This is a genomic window from Sulfurimonas aquatica (assembly GCF_017357825.1).
Taxonomy (GTDB): domain Bacteria; phylum Campylobacterota; class Campylobacteria; order Campylobacterales; family Sulfurimonadaceae; genus Sulfurimonas; species Sulfurimonas aquatica.
Window position 1 is genome coordinate 2,000,932 of record NZ_CP046072.1, and the last position, 15,499, is coordinate 2,016,430.

Below are 15,499 nucleotides of genomic sequence, written 5' to 3' on the forward strand. Positions count from 1 at the left end.
TCTTTAATATGACTCCTCAATGCTAGGTACTTCTATGTGTAAGTTATAGACTTATATCAGAAGGAAGGAAGTTAAAAATGAATAAAGAGTTAATAAAAAAAATACTATTGCCACTTATAGTTTTAGTGGTGATAATTCAAGTCTGGTCTGGAATCTCTACAATAGTAGAAGACTTTCCAACACCAAGTGATACATATGTAGCTGCGTTTGGTGGAGTGAATGCAGATGGAGATGAGATAGTTGGCGTTTTAACGGATCCGTTTTACATTGAAAATCAGGATGATAAAGGTCTATTTTGGCAGATTATCGAGTCTTTAAAAAGAGTGTTTGCTGGATTTACTCTTGCTATTTTAGTTGGCGTTCCTCTGGGTTTGCTTATTGGTATGAGTAAAAGCGCTCAGTATGCGTTTGATCCATTCATTCAAATATTTAAACCGGTCTCACCTTTAGCATGGTTACCTCTGTTACTATTTATATTTCAAGATATAAATGTGACGGCAATTTCGACTATATTTATCACATCTATATGGCCTATTATCATCAATACTACTCTTGGTGTTAAGAGTGTAAGCGATGACTATATGAATGTTGCAAAAGTTCTAAGATTTACTCCAATGGAGAAAATCTTTCAGATTATACTGCCAGTTTCAGTTCCATATATCTTTACAGGGATGAGACTCTCGCTTGGTATTGCTTGGCTTGTAATCGTGGCAGCTGAGATGTTAACAGGTGGTATTGGTATTGGGTTTTGGATTTGGGATGAGTATAACAATCTTAACTACCATAACATTATCATAGGTATCATAGTTGTAGGTCTCATAGGATACCTACTTGACCTTGTGATGGGAAAAATTGCAAACTATTTTGATTACACAAAGAAAGGACGTTCATAATGAGTAAGTTTTTAAGTTTAGAAAATATTGAGAAGAGATTTCCAATCCCAGGAAAAGAGGACTATGTAGCGGTTACAAATGTCGACCTAGAGATAAAAGAGAATGAGATCATTGCAATTATCGGTCATAGTGGCTGTGGAAAAAGTACGTTACTTAATATGATAGCTGGTCTTGACGCACAAAGTGAGGGAGCGATACTACTAGAGAATCAACATGTAAAAGGACCAGGGCCGGAACGTGCGGTTGTTTTTCAAAATCACTCACTTCTACCTTGGTTAACGGTCTATCAAAACATAGAAATGGCTGTAAAAAAAGTAATGCCGGAGTTGAGCGCTTCTGAGCTTAGAGAGAGAGTAGAGATGTTTGTAAGCATGGTAAATCTTGACCATGCAAAAGACAAACTCCCAGATGAGATAAGTGGAGGGATGAAACAGCGTGTGGGAATTGCAAGAGCGCTCTCCATAAGTCCAAAAGTGCTACTTATGGATGAGCCTTTTGGAGCACTTGATAGTCTAACACGAGCAAACCTGCAAGAGCATTTGATGAGAATCCAGCAAAAAGTCAAAAACACGGTAATAATCATTACACATGATATTGACGAAGCGGTTCTGCTTAGCGATAGAGTCATCATGATGACCAATGGCCCTGAGGCTGAGATAGGCGAGATACTAGAAGTAAACCTTGAACATCCAAGAGATAGAGTCTCTCTGCAGCATGATCCTGAGTATATTAGATGTCGTGAAGCGATACTTAGTTTCTTATATGAAAAATTTGCAAAAGATGATGAATAATTCATCATCTTTTGCCCTAATGTTTCTATACAGCGTAATATAATTACGTTATCTAGAGATATGAAATCTCATACTAATCAAAGGAATTAAGAAGATGAAAAAATTGTTATTATCAATGGCTACAGTGCCATTACTTGTGGGTGGATTAAGTGTAAGCGCTAGTGCTGATGGAATAAATATATTTAGTGATGCGAAACTAAAGGGTGAAATCCGTCCGCGTTTTGAAACGGCAGACGTAATAGACAATGGTAAAGATGCTGCGACATCATTTACAGCTCGTACACATTTATCTGTGAGCGCTGGTCTTTTAGAAGTTGAAGGTTTAAGTGCAACTGTTGGTATACAAAGTGTAAATAGTTTTGGTTATGAAAGTTATAATAGTACTCTTAACGGTGAGACTACATACGATGTTATCAAAGACCCACAATTTGCAATGATTTCTGAAGCATCTCTTAATTATAAAACTGGCAAGACTGATATACATGCAGGTCGTTCACAATTAAATCTTGATAACCAAAGATTTATAGGCACTGTAGGTTGGAGACAGCTTGAGCGCTCTTATGACACAGTTTCTGTAACAAATACAGATGTAAAAAACTTAAAAGTTTACATCGCTTACCTTTATGGAATGCAAGGAGTTGGAGCTGCTCCTACGAAGGAGACTAATTCTATTTTGTTTAATGCAAAATATAAAGTTATGGATGAGTTAACTGTAACTGCTTATGACTACATGATGGGTTCAGAAACTGACACGATGGGTATCGCACTAACAGGTAATATAGATGCTGGAGCAAAACTTAACTATCGTGCTGAGTATGCAATGCAGAGCGATCCGACTATGGAATACCGTGTAAAGAATATTAAAGCGGATGCGACATATATCAACCTAGACCTAGGAGCTAATATATCTGGTGTTTTAGCTGGTGCAAATTATGAAGTTCTTAGTGGTACCAATAGTGCAGACAAAACCGCTTTTAAACCTTCATATGGAACAAACCACAAATTTAATGGTTGGGCAGATGTGTTTTATGTAGCGGCTTCACCAACAAGCGGTCTCAAAGATGCAAACCTGCGTTTAGGTTATGCTGCTAAAGGTTTTGGTAAAGTACTCGCTGTTTATCATAGTTATACGGCAGAAACTACAACTGGTACAAATTCTGATGACCTAGGCTCTGAAATTGATGTTCTGTATGTTAACAAGATTCCAGGTGTAAATGGTCTCTCAGGACTTCTTAAATATGCATCATTTTCTAAAGGTGCCGCAACAAATGGTTTTGCAGCATCTCAAAGTGATAAACAAGTAGCATGGGCTCAATTAGACTATAAATTCTAATCCATTTCTCACTTAAAGCGAGAGTATAATGCTCTTTGCTTTATAGCCCCTCATTTATACGCATATTTTCTATACAATTTTATGTGAGCATCTTCTTATAAATAATATATACTTTTATATTATTTATCATATAAGGAAATAATATGCAAGAATTCATGCAAACATATAAAGACAATGTAGATGATATAGAAAACTTTTTAATTGAAACAATTAAAAATACAGGTAACTTACATAACCACCAAAAAGATAATTTTATAACTCAGTTTAAAGCATTTCCTTCATTAGAGTTAGTATATATTTGCAATAAAGACGACTTTACTCAAAACTCGCCAAATATATATAGACATGAAATCAGTATGCTACAAGTAGGCAGCGATAGAAAGTACCTACTATCAAAAATCAAATTAAGTGATAAAAGCATATCTGTGTCGGCACCCTATATCAGTAGCGCTACAGGACAAACTTGTATAACAGTGGCAAAAGAGGAAGCTGGTCAAATATTTTTACTTGATTTTGACTTAGTCATTTTACTCCAACGCCTTGGTCTTGTAAACGTACATAAACAATTCAACTTTATTAGTAAGTCATTTTATATGATAACTGCAAATGTAATGATGCTTCTCGCACTCTTTACTGTCGGTTATGCACTCTTTGACTTTTTTCACTCTATTTTCATTAAAGAGTATATTTCCATTGAATCTATTTTTAAACCTGTTATCGCACTTACGCTAGGTCTTGCAATATTTGATTTGGCAAAAACTATTTTAGAACAAGAGGTAATTTTTAAATCTTATTCTAAGAATGGAAAAGCAGAATATAAGGTGTTGATAAAATTTTCCATTACTATCATTATTGCACTACTTATAGAATCTCTTATGGTTGTTTTTAAAATTGCCATTGCTGATTATCATCAAATGATACATGCATTTTATCTTGTAGGTGGTGTTTCAACTTTAATTATCTCTTTAGGTTTATTTATATATTTCACTAAACAATCTTTGATTAATAAACACTTATGAAGATTATATTTCTACATAAAACTTAAGCTACAATACAAAATATAATTTAAAGGCATATAATGACATCAAATACTATTAAAAGTTCCAGCTTCTCTCTTGCCAAACGCAATGAGCTCAAGGGTGACGACTTTTATGATGTAAAGACCATAGGCAACTTAACTGTAGCCATAGTCTGTGATGGAGTTGGAAGTGCCTCAGAGGGTGCCGAGGCAGCTAAAAGAGTAACGACTTATCTTATGAACAACTTCAAGATTCGCCCAAAATCTTGGAGTATTGAAAAATCTATCATCTCATTTACAAAATCCATCAACTCCATACTCTATCAAGAGTCTCAAGTCAATTATGACAGATCAGAGCTTGTAACAACTCTCACTATAGTTGTTATAGAGGGAAACCAGCTGTATGGCGCGAATGTAGGAGACAGTCGCGTTTACCTCTTTCGTAACAATAGTTTAAATCAACTCTCCGATGATCATTCCATGGATGAAGCGGGATATGAAAACGTCCTAACGCAAGCCATAGGAATAAGCGATGACGTAACGCCATACTATTTCGAGAATATCCTAATGCAAGATGATAAAATACTCCTCTGTAGTGATGGACTCTATAATATAATGAGTGAAAACAGACTTGAAAAAGGAATAAATCTAGGGGCACATGCCTTAGTGAAAAAAGCATCAAAACTAATGGAAGACAATCTTCCAGATGATACAACCGCAGTAGTTCTAGATATACTCAAAGCGGATGAACTTGAAATCCTAAAAAAGCAGCATCTTATCATTCCAGAGAAGTTAAGAAAGGGAGAAGTAGTTGATGGCTACACTCTTGAAAAATCTCTCATTCAAAATGATAGAACATGGTTATGTTCAAAAAAAACAAAAAAATACGTTCTTAAGTTTGCCCCAAAAGAGTCCATAGACAATGAGTCTATTCTTGACTTGTTTGTTAAAGAAGCTTGGAATGCAAAACGACTTAAAGCAGACTTCTTTCCCAAGGCCGTCATTCCAAAAAATAGAACCATGCGCTACTATGTAATGCAACTCTTTGAGGGTGAAGATCTTAGTGATTATCTTGATTCTAAAAACTTAAGTATTGATGATTCAGTTGAGTTAGCCTCTACTCTACTAAAGATGTCTCAGTATCTTCTAAAATTTGACCTTGTTCATGGTGACATAAAGCCTCATAACATTATGGTTTGGAAAAACTCTGAAGAAGAGATAGCATTTAAAATCATAGACTTTGGAAGCATTACAGAGATATTTTCAACGCAAACAAAAGCGGGAACTCCAAGTTTTTTGGCGCCTGAGAGATTTCAAAACGAAGCGATTAGTGAAACAACCGAACTTTTCGCCATTGGGGTGACTCTGTACTTTGCTTTAACTGGAAAATATCCTTATGGAGAGATAGAGCCTTTTCAGAACCCAAGCTTTAAAGAACCAAAACCAGTAAGTTTTTACAATAAAAACATACCCAGCTGGCTCGACAGTGTCATTCTTCGCTCAATTGCCATAGATAAAGAGCAAAGATACGCTCATTTTACTGAAATGAGTTATGAACTTAACAATCCAACCAAAGTCAAACCCTACTTTACAAAAAACGCGCCACTTATAGAGAAGTCTCCATTACTCTTTTATAAGAGTGCTTTCACTATAATGACGTTTGTAAATTTTATACTAATATACTTGCTACTAAAATAGAATAATATACAAAAGATTTAACATAAAGTGAGTCCATGAACTGGCTAGATTTTTTCCAAGAAAAACAACCTTGTCCCTTTAAATTTGGTAGGGATATAAACGCTAACATAGCAAAAGATGAAGAAGAACTTTATAACAAAGCCTATGAAGCTTTTGATGCAAAAGAGATACTCGATGCATATGAGTACTTTTTACGCTCTCTTATTAACTACAGCGATACTATCTCCAATGAAAATATCATACTTGATAAAAATGAAACCGAGCTAAAGTTTGAGATGATCCAAGGAAGTGCAAAAATCAATGGGCTTGTTACAAAAGAGCATCTCTATGCCGAAGTAAGTATTGTAAAGAGTAAAGACGCATCAGTCGCACTTAAACGCTACATACTTGAACGCAACTATCAACTTACCTATGTGAACTACTTTAGTGATGGCCAATACATTAAGTTAAAACTCTATCTAGACAACATTACGCTAAGTCCTCAAAAAGTTTTTTTTCCACTTCGAGAGCTGGCGTTAAACGCCGACTTTGACAAAGAGTATATTTTAAGTGAGTTTACCGATGTAATTCTCGAAGACTCTGCACATATTCAAAACCTTAAAGAAGATGAAATCCAAGTAAAATACAAACATTTGAAAAAGTGGATAGAAGAGCTCAATGCAAAAGTTTTGACGCTACCTTCAAATGATAATGCGGGAATGCAGTCATTTTTATATCTTAATATCCTTTTTAAAATAGACTACTTACTCATGCCTAGACGCAAGATGTATCATAAACTATCAAAAAAGATTCAGTTATACTTTAGTGATGAGCATACCACCATGGAATCTAAAAATGATGAATTAAACAAGTATGTGCTTAAACTTCATGAAATGAGTTATGAAGATTTTGCAACTAACTTTTATAGTTCAAAACAGACTTTTAACCAAACCGAAAAATCATCCTACGAAGATGTGGTAAACTTCATAAACGAATCACTTATAAAAGTAAGATGGTATAAGAATAATCGTTACGCTCAAATAATTCCTACAATATATAAATATATCGCGTTTAACTGTCTCTATAATTACGGTCTTAATCCTGTAGTAAAACAACTTTTTCATACTTTAGTTGAAATACAAAACTCTGAGTTTTTTAGAGACCTTGGATGTGATGCACTTTATGACATAGGCAAACAGGAGTTTTCAAAAAAAGCTATTATTTCTAAGATTGAAAAAATCCACAATGAAAACAAACATAAATTTAAAGCACTAAAAATTCAAACGGATGAGTTAAACTTTAACTCTATGAATGAGTTTAGCAACAGCTTTTATATAATGCTTAAAACGCTTGACTTTGAGGAAATTTCAATATGAATACACAAAATATTCTCGAGAAATATATTGAAAACATTATGCAGATAATGACGCCTTATGGAAGTGGAACTGGATTTATCATAGATGACTTAATCATTACAAATTCACATGTTGTCGGGGGTCTTAAAGAGGTTGTTATAAGTGCGAAAAAAGTTAAACGCACAATAGCAAAAGTTATTTATGACGACCCCTATTATGACCTCGCGTTTATAAAATATGAGTTTGATAAACCAAAAAATCCCCTCATTCTTGCCACTACAAATGTTGAAGATGGAGACACAACTATAGCCATAGGACATCCATATGGCCTTAACTATACGGCAACAGAAGGTATAGTATCTCGTGCCGCACGACTTCAAGGGGATCTAGAGTACATTCAGATAGACGCCGCGATAAATCCTGGAAATAGCGGTGGGCCTCTTTTAAACATAAATGGCGAAGTTACGGGCGTAAACACTTTTATCATTCAGAACGCCAACAACCTTGGCTTTTCTCTTCCATTTTTTTATCTCCAAGATGCTCTTAGCGCGTTTAAGGCACAAGAGAATCAATCTATAATTAAATGTCCCTCGTGCAAGAACCTAATAGAAGAAGAGAGTATAGAGCATGATTATTGCGGTGAGTGTGGTGTTAAGCTTGAGACTGCTAGACTTAGAAGAAAAGGTTACAATCCCACAGGTCCAACTAAGTTATTAGAAGAGATATTAGACTCTTTAAATATAAACGTTACTCTTGCTAGGCGTTCGCAATCTTCTTGGCGAATAGATGAAGGAAGCGCTAGAATAGACATCAACTACTATGAAAATGGTATCATTATAGGAGATACTAAACTATGCGCCATTCCAAGAGAAAATATAAACAGGGTTTACGATTATCTACTCAAAGAGAATGATAAACTCTCCTATCTTCAATTTTCCATCAATGAAAACAGCATCTATCTCTCCTATCTTATTGTCGACTCTTCACTCTCATTTAAAGAGGGAAGAATTGCGATAGAAAGACTGCTAAAATACTCAAACAGATATGATGATATACTCATAAACGAATATGGCGCCATAGAGCAAAAACGCGATGAAGAAGATTAAAACCAACAATTTAAGGAAACAAATATATGTCAAAATTTTTACAATTTCAATGTGATCTAGATACTTTTATAGATGAGCTCTCTTTAAGAGTAAAACAAAATAACGCCAGAGTAGAAGAGTTACTTAAGACAGAGAAGAAGACTTATGCAAACTTTGTAAAGGCTATGCAGAGTATGGAAGAGGAGCTAGAACTTTTTTTCACGCCTCTTTCACATCTAAACTCCGTTAACAATTCTGATAAAACACAAGAGGTATATACTCAAAGTCTTCCCATCATTACAGAGTATGGAACAAAACTCTCTCAAAATATAGATATATACAAGAGCTATAAGGCAATTCTTGAGAATGAAAAAGAGACGTTAAACTATGAACAAAAAAAAGTACTAGAGTTAAATATACAGCATTTTGAACTCTCTGGTGCGCATCTAGACGATAAAACCAAAGCTAGACTCGAAGAGATAAACATCAAAAAGAGTGAACTATCAAATAACTTCTCTCAAAACCTACTTGACGCTACAAATGCCTATGAGTACATCATCACAGACGAAAAAGACGTAGAAGGAATCCCTGTGAGTGATAAGGAGAGTGCAAGGTTCGAAGATGATGGCGAAACAAAATATAAATTTACGCTTCAAATGCCCTCTTATATAGCTTACATGACCTATGGAAAAAATAGAAAAATCAGAGAAGCACTCTATAAAGCCTATGTTAGCCGCGCGCCTGAAAATGGAAAAATAATTGAAGAGATACTTTCACTCAAAGATGAAATGAGTAGACTTCTTGGTTTTAAAAACTACTCTGAGTACTCACTTGCTTCAAAAATGGCAAAAGATGAAGAGAGCGTGTTAAGCTTTTTATACAATCTTTTAAATAACGCCAAAGAGCAAGCGAAAAATGAACTCAAAGAGTTACAAGCTATCGCGCCACAAAACTTAGAAAGTTTTGATACGGCCTTTTATGCTGAGCTGCTAAAAAAAGAGCAGTATGATATAGATGAAGAAGAATACCGCCCTTACTTTGAACAAAAGAGCGTCGTAAACGGTATGTTTGAATTTTTAAACAGACTCTTTGGCATCAGTTTTAAAAAAGTGCAAGAGAAGCTTTGGCATGAAAAAGCTCTCTCTTATGACGTAGTGTTAGATGGAGAAGTAAGAGCCAGAATATATCTAGACCTTGAAGCAAGAGAGTCTAAACGCGGAGGAGCATGGATGCATAATTGGCAAGCTCACTCCATAGATGAAAAAGGAGATGAGAGTTTAGCGTCTGCGTTTGTAGTCTGTAACTTTCCACCATCCAGTGATACAAATCCATCATTACTTAGACATGACGATGTTGTAACTCTTTTTCATGAGATGGGACACACAATTCATCATGTACTTTCATCCGTAAATGAAAATGAAGTGAGTGGAGTTAATGGTGTTGAGTGGGATGCAGTAGAGTTTCCTTCACAGTTTTTGGAAAACTTTGCATATGAGCCACAAGTCTTAAAAATGTTTGCATTGCATCATGAAACAAAAGAGATACTTCCTGATGCAATGATAGAAAAACTTGTCAAAAGTAAGAACTTCCTCTCAGCTATAGGAATGCTACGCCAATTAGAATTTTCAATCTTTGATTTTAAGCTCCATGCAAAAGTTCATACTGAAGATGAAGTGCAATCTCTACTTAATGAGATAAGAAAAGAGACAGCGCTTATAACAACACCAGAGTATAACAAATTTCAAAATGGATTTGCCCATATATTTGGTGGTGGATATGCCGCAGGTTACTATAGTTATAAATGGGCGGAAGTATTAAGTGCAGATGCATTTTATAGTGTTGTAGATGAGGGAATATTTAACTCCCAGACTGCTAAAAAGTACTTAGATATAGTCCTAAATGGTGGTGGTGCAAAAAGCATGGGGATTCTATTTAAAGAGCTTATGGGAAGAGATGCAAACACCGACCAACTCTTGCGTTTAAATGGCATAAAATAGTGAGAACACTTGCTATTTTATTACTATTTATCTCATTGCTACAAGGAGAAAGTGTTTTGAAAATAGCAACGTATAACATAGAGAACCTTTTTGATTTAAGTAGAAGTGGTTATGAGTATGAAGAATATGTACCAAATACTAAGGCCCAATGGAATTTAAAAAATTATAGAATAAAGTTAAAAAACATAGCCAAAGTAATTAAAGATATAGATGCCGATATTATTGCCCTTCAAGAGATAGAGTCACTGGTAGCACTCAAAGATTTAAGACTTACTCTTAAGCAACAAGGTCTTTACTATCAGTACTATAAAATTGCGGATAATAAAAACACAACCATAAAAGTTGCGATATTAAGTAAAATTCCTTTTATATATACAAAAGAAATAAGTGTGACAAAATCATATAAATATAGAAATATTTTAGAAGCAAAATTTAAAATAAAGAACCAAGATTTATTCCTATTAGTTAATCATTGGAAGTCTAAAGCTGGACCAGAGAGTATGAGAATTATCTCGGCAAAAACAATTAAAAAAAGAGTTCAAGAGTTAGGCAAAAATAAAAACATCATACTGCTAGGGGACTTTAACTCGCACTATGAAGAGAATAAAATATTTGTTAGAAAACGTAAGCATAATGATACAGATGGGATAACAGGTATAAATGATATTTTGGCAACAAAAAAGTACAAAGATAGAGTAGAGAATATATCTCTAAAAAATTATGCTTTTTATAATCTGTGGTATGACACAGAAGTTAAGGATCGATTCTCATATATATTTAGAGGTAAAAAAGAGACACTAGATAATATACTTATATCCCAAGAACTTATAAATTCAAGTGGCATCCAGTACATAAGTCACAGTATTGAATCATATAAAGCCCCATATCTCTTTAAAGGTAAAAATATATATAGATGGCAGGTAAGAAGAAAAAGACCCCATATACACAAAGGAAAAGGCTATTCTGACCATTTAGCCGTTATAGCAAAGTTTGCTGTGAACTAAGACACCAATCTATTTCTGTAATTCCGTGAGATTGTAAATATTTATTTGTTTGAGAAAAAGGCTTTGAACCGAAAAAACCTCTATAGGCAGATAATGGTGATGGGTGGGGAGACTTAAGCACTAAATGCTTTGTAGTGTCAATAAGCAGCTCTTTTTTTTGAGATGGTCCACCCCATAAAATAAATACAATATTTTCAAATTTATCTGACAATCTTTCAATAACTGTGTCTGTAAATATCTCCCAACCAATTCCTCTATGTGAATTAGCTTCTCCAGCAACAACGCTAAGTACGCTGTTTATCAGTAATACTCCCTCATTGGACCATTTTGTCAAGTCTCCATCATTAGGTACTGAACATCCAATATCATCAATAAGTTCTTTATAAATATTTTTAAGAGAAGGAGGAATTTTAGATTTAGAAGAGACAGAAAAAGCCAAACCGTTAGCTTGATTTATTCCATGATATGGATCTTGTCCTATAATTACAACTTTTACTTTTAAAGGAGAGAGTAAATTAAAAGCTCTAAATATATTTTCATACTTAGGATAAATGGTTTTATCTTTATACTCTTTATCAATAAAAGAGCACATATCAACAAAGTAATCTTTTTTTAACTCATTATCAAGAAAAGAAATCCAATCATTATTTAAAAACATTATAATCCATTTATTTTTTTAAATTATATACTAAAATAATGATTATAAAATAAAAGACCATAATAAAATAGATTAGAAAAAAGATAGCAAGCGAATATGTAAAAGTAATTTAATAAAAAAGGTTAAAGCCAATAAATAAAGTAATGATTAGAAGTAAAAAAGAAGAAATAACGATTAACTAGGCAGCGACCTACGTTTCCAATCCTGAAAGGATAAGTATTATCAGCGATGAGGGGCTTAGCTTCTGGGTTCGGAATGGAGCCAGGCGTTTCCCCCTCTCTATAGCCACCTAGACAATCAAAGCTAAAGACATCATCTGCACTCCACTTACGCTTTAGCGACGGGAGTATCGGCATTTAGTGCCAGATGTTCTTAACTTTGACTGTAAAAGTCAGTTAAAAGGGTAAATTGTAATTGTTAAAGTCAACAGAGCTAAATGCTCTAACTAAATAACTAATTCAGATATTCTATATTTAAGTATCACATAAAAAAATTTAGTTTTTTTATTGCGTTCGCCCGTTAGGCGTCATACACTAAATAAGGTAGTGAACGAATTGTGTTCATTTAAGAACTTAATAAAAAAGACGAACGTACTATTAGTACTGGTCAGCTAAACATCTTGCGATGCGTACACACCCAGCCTATCAAGCTTGTAGTCTTCAAGCGTACTTCAGGGATTGTTCATCTTGGAGTTGGCTTCCCGCTTAGATGCTTTCAGCGGTTATCTCATCCGTGCGTAGCTACCCAGCGATGCTCTTGGCAGAACAACTGGTGCACCAGTGGCACGTTCAACCCGGTCCTCTCGTACTAGGGTCAACTCTCCTCAACAATCCTACGCCCACGGAAGATAGGGACCGAACTGTCTCACGACGTTCTGAACCCAGCTCGCGTACCGCTTTAAATGGCGAACAGCCATACCCTTGGGACCTGCTCCAGCCCCAGGATGCGATGAGCCGACATCGAGGTGCCAAACCTCCCCGTCGATGTGAGCTCTTGGGGGAGATCAGCCTGTTATCCCCGGCGTACCTTTTATCCTTTGAGCGATGGCCCTTCCACACAGAACCACCGGATCACTATGACCGTCTTTCGACTCTGCTCGACTTGTATGTCTCACAGTCAGTCCGGCTTATGCCATTATACTCTACGGTGGATTTCCAACCCACCTGAGCCGAACTTTGTAAGCCTCCGTTACTTTTTAGGAGGCGACCGCCCCAGTCAAACTACCCACCAGACATTGTCCTCGCACAAGATAATTGTACGGAGTTAGCTATCAGAATATTCAAGGGTGGTATCTCAAGGATGCCTCATCATAAACTGGCGTCTATGAATCAAAGGCTCCCACCTATCCTGCACATGAATATCCCAATAGCAGTGTCAAGCTATAGTAAAGGTGCACGGGGTCTTTCCGTCTTTCCGCGGGTAGGAGGAATTTTCACCTCCACTACAATTTCACTGGATCCATTGTTGAGACAGCTCCCATCTCGTTACGCCATTCATGCAGGTCGGTATTTAACCGACAAGGAATTTCGCTACCTTAGGACCGTTATAGTTACGGCCGCCGTTTACTCGGGCTTCAATTCACCGCTTCGCAAAGCTAACGGATCCTTTTAACCTTCGAGCACCGGGCAGGCGTCACACCCTATACATCCTCTTACGAGTTAGCAGAGTGCTGTGTTTTTGGTAAACAGTCGGGAGGGACACTTTGCTGCCACCCATCAATGCTTTTGAGAGTAAATCTCATAACAAATAGGGCACACCTTATACCGAAGATACGGTGCTAGTTTGCAGAGTTCCTTAACAATGGTTCATCCACGCGCCTTAGAATACTCATCTCACCCACCTGTGTTGGTTTACGGTACGGGCAACATTATATCTCGTTTAGAGGCTTTTCTCGGCACGACAGTATCGACGATTCAAACCGCTCTCCGAAGAGATTGGTCTGCCTGTAAGATCTCGGTCTCATGTGAAGCGGATTTGCCTACTTCACGACCTACGTCCTTCGAGCCACTATTCCATCAGTGACCTCGTCTAACTCTATGCGTCCCCCCATCACTCAAACGATATAATGTCGGTATCGGAATATTAACCGATTTGCCATCGTCTACCCCTTTCGGACTCGACTTAGGTCCCGACTAACCCTACGATGACGAGCATCGCGTAGGAAACCTTGGGTTTACGGCGAAGAAGATTCTCACTTCTTTTCTCGCTACTCATGCCTGCATGCTCACTTCCATCCGCTCCAGTACTCCTTGCCGGTATACCTTCAGCGCTGAATGGAACGCTCTCCTACCACTTGGTATAAATACCAAATCTAAAGCTTCGGTGCTTGTCTTAGCCCCGTTATATTTTCGGCGCAGAATCGCTAGACCAGTGAGCTGTTACGCTTTCTTTAAAGGATGGCTGCTTCTAAGCCAACCTCCTGGTTGTCACAGCAACTCCACATCCTTTTCCACTTAGACAAGACTTTGGGACCTTAGCTGTTAGTCTGGGTTGTTCCCCTCTCGACATAGGATTTTATCACCCTACGCCTGACTCCCGAGGTTACACATGAAGTATTCGGAGTTTGATAGGGTTTGGTACCGCGGTAAGCAGCCCTAGCCCTGTCAGTGCTCTACCCCTTCATGCTAATGCTCGAGGCTATACCTAAATATATTTCGGAGAGAACCAGCTATCACTAAGTTTGATTGGCCTTTCACCCCTATCCACATGTCATCCCAACAGTTTTCAACCTATACGGGTTCGGTCCTCCACTGGCTCTTACACCAGCTTCAACCTGCACATGGATAGATCACTTAGTTTCGGGTCTGCAGCATCTGACTAATTCGCCCTATTAAGACTCGCTTTCGCTACGGCTTCTCGTTCGATTAACCTTGCCAGATACCACAACTCGCAGGCTCATTATGCAAAAGGCAGTCCGTCACACATTAAAATAGTGCTCCGAATGATTGTAAGCCATAGGTTTCAGGTTCTATTTCACTCCGCTCACCGCGGTCCTTTTCACCTTTCCCTCACGGTACTAGTTCGCTATCGGTCTGGTAGTAGTATTTAGGGTTGGAGGGTGGTCCCCCCATATTCAGTCAAGATAACACGTGTCCCGACCTACTCGTTCGTTAACCTAGTACCACATAAATATTTTCGCTTACGGGAGTATCACCCTCTATGCCGAGTCTTTCCAAACTCTTCTGCTAATAAATATGCTATCGCTAACCGCCCTAATCCCATTTCGCTCGCCGCTACTCTGGGAATCTCGTTTGATTTCTCTTCCTCTAGGTACTGAGATGTTTCACTTCCCTAGGTTCGCCCCCCGAAGGGTAACATGATTCGCACCATGCTGGGTTGCCCCATTCAGAAATCCCCGGATCAAAGCTCATTGGCAGCTCCCCGAGGCTTATCGCAGCCTATTACGTCTTTCATCGCCTCTACCAGCCAAGGCATCCACCTATGGCCCTTAATATCTTTTTTTTTCTAATTTGCGTTCACTACCTTATTTAATGTATCTCTACACTTCAATAAGATGAATGATCTGTTTATTGTAGTTATTTAGTTTAATTATATTTCTATAATTAAGTTGTTGACTTTAACAATTGTAATTTAATGAACTTTTTGGTTTAAAAACCAAATATAAACTTTCTATTTAAAAGCTTATATTTAATTTTAAAACTTGTTTTTGTGCTAGTTGTGCTTTAAA

10 protein-coding genes and 2 rRNA genes are annotated in these 15,499 nt (G+C 36.9%); 9 read left to right on the top strand and 3 right to left on the bottom strand.

Going from position 1 to position 15,499, the window contains the following annotated elements; all coding sequences use genetic code 11:
• Positions 1-77: 77 nt before the first annotated feature.
• The 9 genes from ntrB to GJV85_RS09520 all read left to right on the top strand — a co-directional run bounded on the left by ntrB (position 78) and on the right by GJV85_RS09520 (position 11,153).
• The gene (gene ntrB / locus GJV85_RS09480) at positions 78-893 is read left to right on the top strand and encodes a nitrate ABC transporter permease (protein WP_207561144.1); all 816 of its coding nucleotides are present in this window, start codon (positions 78-80) and stop codon (positions 891-893) included.
• Positions 893-1,684 (top strand): ABC transporter ATP-binding protein, encoded by a 792-nt coding sequence (locus tag GJV85_RS09485; RefSeq protein ID WP_207561145.1) that lies wholly within the window; start codon positions 893-895, stop codon positions 1,682-1,684. The genes ntrB and GJV85_RS09485 overlap by 1 nt, the downstream gene beginning before the upstream one ends.
• Positions 1,685-1,778: 94 nt before the next feature.
• Entirely contained in the window at positions 1,779-3,017 is a 1,239-nt protein-coding gene (locus tag GJV85_RS09490) for a hypothetical protein (RefSeq protein ID WP_207561146.1), read from the top strand.
• A gap of 143 nt (positions 3,018-3,160) precedes the next feature.
• Positions 3,161-4,036, top strand: a complete 876-nt coding sequence (locus GJV85_RS09495) for a hypothetical protein (protein ID WP_207561147.1) — start codon at positions 3,161-3,163, stop codon at positions 4,034-4,036.
• Positions 4,037-4,095: 59 nt separating this feature from the next.
• The gene (locus tag GJV85_RS09500; RefSeq protein WP_207561148.1) at positions 4,096-5,733 is read left to right on the top strand and encodes a bifunctional protein-serine/threonine kinase/phosphatase; all 1,638 of its coding nucleotides are present in this window, start codon (positions 4,096-4,098) and stop codon (positions 5,731-5,733) included.
• 35 nt (positions 5,734-5,768) lie between these two features.
• A complete protein-coding gene (locus GJV85_RS09505; protein WP_207561149.1) occupies positions 5,769-7,088 on the top strand; it encodes a hypothetical protein in 1,320 nt (439 codons plus the stop codon).
• Entirely contained in the window at positions 7,085-8,173 is a 1,089-nt protein-coding gene (locus GJV85_RS09510) for a trypsin-like peptidase domain-containing protein (RefSeq protein WP_207561150.1), read from the top strand. Before GJV85_RS09505 ends, GJV85_RS09510 begins: the two co-directional genes overlap by 4 nt.
• A gap of 26 nt (positions 8,174-8,199) precedes the next feature.
• A complete protein-coding gene (locus GJV85_RS09515; RefSeq protein ID WP_207561151.1) occupies positions 8,200-10,149 on the top strand; it encodes a M3 family metallopeptidase in 1,950 nt (649 codons plus the stop codon).
• Positions 10,150-10,205: 56 nt separating this feature from the next.
• Positions 10,206-11,153 carry an endonuclease/exonuclease/phosphatase family protein gene (locus GJV85_RS09520; protein ID WP_242689778.1) on the top strand — a complete coding sequence of 316 codons (948 nt, stop codon included), beginning with the start codon at positions 10,206-10,208 and terminating at the stop codon, positions 11,151-11,153.
• Here the strand turns inward: GJV85_RS09520 and GJV85_RS09525 are convergent.
• From GJV85_RS09525 to GJV85_RS09535, 3 genes are all read right to left on the bottom strand, one after another.
• A complete protein-coding gene (locus tag GJV85_RS09525) occupies positions 11,128-11,811 on the bottom strand; it encodes a uracil-DNA glycosylase (RefSeq protein ID WP_207561153.1) in 684 nt (227 codons plus the stop codon). The two genes, GJV85_RS09520 and GJV85_RS09525, sit on opposite strands and share 26 nt — an antisense overlap.
• A gap of 177 nt (positions 11,812-11,988) precedes the next feature.
• Positions 11,989-12,104: ribosomal RNA gene (rrf, locus tag GJV85_RS09530) — 5S ribosomal RNA — on the bottom strand.
• Between the two features lie 282 nt (positions 12,105-12,386).
• A 23S ribosomal RNA gene (locus tag GJV85_RS09535) occupies positions 12,387-15,273 on the bottom strand.
• Positions 15,274-15,499: the final 226 nt, after the last annotated feature.